The sequence below is a fragment of the Thermogemmatispora sp. genome, assembly GCF_042408735.1.
Lineage (GTDB): Bacteria > Chloroflexota > Ktedonobacteria > Ktedonobacterales > Ktedonobacteraceae > Thermogemmatispora.
In genome coordinates this window covers 1-3,099 of the sequence record NZ_JBHOQV010000006.1, presented here as the reverse complement: position 1 = coordinate 3,099, position 3,099 = coordinate 1, and the positions used below count along the sequence as shown (strand labels likewise).

The window sequence follows — 3,099 nt, the reverse complement described above, 5'->3', positions numbered from 1 at the left end:
TCCTTGACCAGCGGGAGCACGCCGCCCTGGTCGAGGGCGGGATGGGCCTTGATGAAGTCGAAGGTGAACTTGACGTCGGCGCTGGTGAAGGGCTGGCCGTCGTTCCACTTGACGTTGGGGCGCAGGTGGAAGGTCAACTGGGAACCATCGCTGGAGAAGTCATAGCTGGTCGCCAGCCATGGCTCGTAGTTGCCCGTATAAAGATTGGTGCGATAAAGCCCCTCGTAGAGGAGGCCCTGAGCGCCCCAGGCGGCGGGAGTGTTGTAGTTAAAGAAGGGGTTGAAGAGATCGGCGTTGGGACCATTCGGGGCCGGCAGCACATTGAGCGTGTCCGTCTTAGAACCCGCCGATGGGCCTCCTGTTCCGCTACCGCCGCAGGCGGTCAGCAGGAGACCGAGCAGGAGCAGCAGCGACACCAGCCCGAAGGCAAAGCGATGCCGACGTGGTGACGATGCCAGATACGAACGCATAGAACCTCCTGAAACCAAGAGTAGAAATCAGGCGATCATTTGGACCATTTTCCCTACAGGCGACAAAGTTCGGGTGCCAGAAAGGGACAAAATGCCAACCAGACAACAGATCGACCGGTTTACAGGACAGCAAGCCGGCAGTCACTGTTGCTCCCAGACATCGAGTCGGTAAATACTGTCCAGGCGAGTTTCGCTGCTAGAACCTGTTGTGCAGGTGAGCATCCCTGCTGATGGGTTGGCAGGCGCTGCTCTGGCTGAGAGGGCGGCGGGAGGTGCAGGGACAGGCGGCCTCCTTGCTGCTCAGCTCAGCGAGAGCGATCACCACCTCCTTGTTCGGATGGGGAATGAAGATGACGAGAGGCCCCGCAGGAGGCGCGAATGATCAGGCTCGTAGGCATCTTCACCCGCACGGGCAAATCCAAGACCGCCGCTGAGGGAGAGACGCTGGCGAACTGACCGTTCTGGCTCGGGTGTTGCATCATGCGGGGAACCTCAACAAAGGCCAGGAGCATTTCCGCGGCGCGGCGCCCCATCTCATAGAAGGGCTGGCGCACCGTTGTCAGCGGTGGCTCCATGTGGGCCGAGGACGGGTTATCGTCGAAACCGACGACAGCCACGTCGTCTGGCACGCGCAGGCCACGCTGCTCCGCGGCAGCGATCGCTCCATAGGCCATGTAGTCGCTACCGGCAAAAATGGCGGTTGGCCGTCTCTCGGGAGGCAGATCGAAGAAAGCGTTGGCGCAGGCTCGCCCCGTCTGTGGCATGAAGTCGCCCTCCAGAACCAGCGCCGGATCCAGGGGGATGCCCGCCTCCTCCAGGGCATCGCAGTAGCCCCGATAACGATCGTGCGAGACCTGGTACTTGAGCGGCCCCTGGATATGGGCGATACGCCGGTGTCCAAGGCGGATGAGATGACGGGTGGCCTCGTAAGCCCCTACACGATTATCTACGCTGATCCAGGGCGTGTTCTCTGGCGGAATGCCCTGATCATCAATGAGCAGCACGGGGAAGGAACGCGAATGGAGCGCCGCCAGATACTTGGCCGATGGACCAGGGAAAACGGCTAGTAGCCCGCTCACCAGCCGCGTGCGGACAATACGGCTGATGATGTCGCTGCGGTCCTTCTCGTGGTTGACATCGTTGATACTGTAGAGAATCAACTCGTAAGGGGTCGCCCCGACAACCTCTCCAACGCCTCTCATCAGCTCCGGGATGAGTGGCCAGGTGAGAGAAGGAATAAGGGCGCCCAGTAGCCGACTGCGCCCACCTGCCAGGCCGGAAGCGGCGATGTTGGGCACAAACCCTTGCTCTTCCATGACACGCAGAATGCGCTCACGGGTCGCAGGGTCCACGTCCGGCTTCTGATTGAGTACTCGCGAAACTGTTGCTTTGGAAACTCCCGCCAGGCGGGCTATGTCCCGAATCGTCAGCTTCTCGGCCATTGCAGTCCTTCTCACGCTCACGCGCAGGCCCTTCATCCTTGAGGGCCTCCCCGAAATAGGTTGTAACCGTTCACGAGATCGATACCGTAAACGATTACGAAAATTGTAACCGAAGAACCCCACCTTGTCAATAGGTGATGGCACACGATATGGAGCGCCAACGAATCTCAGATTCGCCTTGCCGCAGTGGGGCCTAAATCGCCAGAGATCCCTCTCTCTGCTTTTCTTTTCGGGGGAATGTTCACTAGGCCCTCCATGCCGGGCTTGCTTTGGTGTCCCTACTAACTCTCTCTCTGCCTCCTCAACCACACTCAACCGAAGAGTATGATAAGACCTACTTGCCTTATAAATCTATCCCCATTTTTTCCTAGCCACTTCGCCTGTGCGGGGAAGGCCGGCAACGAAAAAAAACGGCAGCCTTGCCGGTGGGGCAGACAAGACAAAGAAGGCGAGCTGGTCCCTGCTGTCCCTGGGGAGAGGCCAGGGTGGGCCAGGCTCGTCGGCCCTGTCGGGGCAGAGCGGAGAGCCTGGCCCACTCGGGCCTGCTGAGGTCCCAGGTCAGACGGCCTCGACTGATCGGCGCCTGGCCGGGGAGAACTCAAGGAGCTGGCTTCAGATGCAGGATCACGCTGACCGCATCGGGCACCTGATAAGTGGGGACAACGATATTGGGATTGCTATCGTCAGGCCAGCCGACCCAGTGCCTGGTCGTGTGCTCGTCCCAGTCCACATTGACCGTCAGCGGAATGGCCGGCAGCTGCTCGACCATGATCTTCTCGATCCCCTGAATGGCCTGCTTCTGGATGGTCAGGTTGGTCGTCGAGATATATTGCTTGAGCAGCCGATCAACCTGGGTCGCCAGCGTGCCTGCGGTGTGCGTATCCCAGCGCCCGAAGTTGGTTCCCGAGACCGCTTTCCCCAGAGGGGCGGAGTTGCTGCTGCTGAGCATGTCGCGGTAGGGATAGTAGGGCGTGGGACCCTTATCCGTCCAGCCGATGGCCGCCTCGTAGTTGCCTCCATAGATGGCGCTGAAGTAGGTGTTGGCATCGGCCACCCCGTTCATCGTGGCCTTGATGCCGGCCTTGTTGAGGTCGTTGACGATGAACTGGACGTCCTGCGCCCAGTCAGACCAACTGCTGGGGACGATGATGGAGAAGCCGAGGACCTTGCCGCTGGAGTCATAGAAG

The 3,099-nt window shown here is 60.1% G+C and carries 2 protein-coding genes and 1 pseudogene; all 3 read right to left on the bottom strand.

What is annotated here, in order from left to right; genetic code table 11:
- Positions 1 to 470 (bottom strand): ABC transporter substrate-binding protein (locus ACFMO7_RS00635; protein ID WP_376793607.1); only part of this gene is annotated, 470 nt, incomplete at its 3' end.
- Positions 471 to 775: 305 nt separating this feature from the next.
- Entirely contained in the window at positions 776 to 1,912 is a 1,137-nt protein-coding gene (locus ACFMO7_RS00630) for a LacI family DNA-binding transcriptional regulator (RefSeq protein WP_376793606.1), read from the bottom strand.
- Between the two features lie 598 nt (positions 1,913 to 2,510).
- A pseudogene (locus ACFMO7_RS00625) lies at positions 2,511 to 3,099 on the bottom strand (ABC transporter substrate-binding protein); the annotation flags it as partial.

What these genes read in the sequence shown, in the direction of transcription:
- ACFMO7_RS00630 (WP_376793606.1), bottom strand. Translation starts at nt 1,912, where the DNA reads ATGGCCGAGAAGCTGACGATTCGGGACATAGCCCGCCTGGCGGGAGTT.